Annotated in this window: 1 rRNA gene; it reads left to right on the top strand. The window is 52.7% G+C overall.

Annotated elements, in window-relative coordinates:
• Window positions 1-1,167, top strand: a 23S ribosomal RNA gene (locus AC50YG_RS31860); the annotation flags it as partial.

Here is a 1,167-nt window from a genome sequence, read left to right as displayed (position 1 = left end):
CACACTCTCCGAGACGGATCCTGAGTACGGCGGGACACGAGAAACCCCGTCGGAATCCGGCAGGACCATCTGCCAAGGCTAAATACTCCCTAGTGACCGATAGTGAAGCAGTACCGTGAGGGAAAGGTGAAAAGCACCGCGGAAGCGGAGTGAAAAAGAACCTGAAACCGTGCGCTTACAAAAAGTCAGAGCCCTATTCATGGGTGATGGCGTGCCTTTTGTAGAATGAACCGGCGAGTTACGTTCACGTGCAAGGTTAAGTCGGGAAGACGGAGCCGCAGCGAAAGCGAGTCTGAATAGGGCGAATAAGTACGTGGTCGTAGACCCGAAACCGTGTGATCTACCCCTGTCCAGGGTGAAGGTGCGGTAACACGCACTGGAGGCCCGAACCCACGCACGTTGAAAAGTGCGGGGATGAGGTGGGGGTAGCGGAGAAATTCCAATCGAACTCGGAGATAGCTGGTTCTCCCCGAAATAGCTTTAGGGCTAGCCTCGAGGTATGAACGTCGTGGAGGTAGAGCACTGATTGGGTGCGGGGCCCGCCAAGGGTTACCAAGTCTAGTCAAACTCCGAATGCCATAGACGTGCTTCTCGGGAGTCAGACAGTGAGTGCTAAGATCCATTGTCAAGAGGGAAACAGCCCAGATCATCAGCTAAGGTCCCCAAGTGTGTGTTAAGTGGGAAAGGATGTGGAGTTGCAAAGACAACCAGGATGTTGGCTTAGAAGCAGCCACCATTTAAAGAGTGCGTAATAGCTCACTGGTCGAGTGACTCTGCGCCGAAAATGTAACGGGGCTAAACACACCACCGAAGCTATGACATGTACCATTAGGTACTTGGGTAGGGGAGCGTTGAATATAGGTTGAAGGTATACCGTAAGGAGTGCTGGACTGTATTCAAGTGAGAATGCCGGTATGAGTAACGAAAAGACAAGTGAGAATCTTGTCCGCCGAAAGCCTAAGGGTTCCTGAGGAAGGCTCGTCCACTCAGGGTAAGTCGGGACCTAACGCGAGGCCGAAAGGCGTAGTGGAAGGACAACAGGTTCAAATTCCTGTACCACCGTAAACCGTTATGAGCAATGGGATGACGCAGAAGGGCAGTGACGCGGACTGATGGAATAGTCCGTCCAAGCAGTGAGGCTGATGAGTAGGCAAATCCGCTCATCGT

It is taken from the genome of Paenibacillus sp. J31R34 (assembly GCF_059383715.1).
The sequence above is the reverse complement of the archived record's forward strand: the minus strand, read 5'-3'. Positions and strand labels throughout refer to the sequence as shown.